This window comes from Pseudomonas sp. D1HM, assembly GCF_019266105.1.
Classification (GTDB): Bacteria; Pseudomonadota; Gammaproteobacteria; order Pseudomonadales; family Pseudomonadaceae; genus Aquipseudomonas; species Aquipseudomonas taetrolens.
Genome location: NZ_LRMN01000043.1, coordinates 1 through 242, shown reverse-complemented (window position 1 = coordinate 242; position 242 = coordinate 1). Strand labels below are relative to the sequence as shown.

Annotated in this window: 2 tRNA genes; both read left to right on the top strand. The window is 51.7% G+C overall.

The annotated features are described in order from the left end of the window. Positions 1 to 5: 5 nt before the first annotated feature. Positions 6 to 82 (top strand) — tRNA-Ile (locus AWM69_RS22630). A gap of 30 nt (positions 83 to 112) precedes the next feature. After that, positions 113 to 188, top strand: a tRNA-Ala gene (locus tag AWM69_RS22625). Positions 189 to 242: the final 54 nt, after the last annotated feature.

Genomic DNA, 242 nt, shown 5'->3' with positions numbered 1-242 from the left:
AAATTGGGTCTGTAGCTCAGTTGGTTAGAGCGCACCCCTGATAAGGGTGAGGTCGGCAGTTCGAATCTGCCCAGACCCACCAATTTTGTGTGGAAATAGCCTGTAGAGATATGGGGCCATAGCTCAGCTGGGAGAGCGCCTGCCTTGCACGCAGGAGGTCAACGGTTCGATCCCGTTTGGCTCCACCATTACTGCTTCTGTATCGTAAAGCTTAGAAATGAGCATTCCATCATACGATGGTG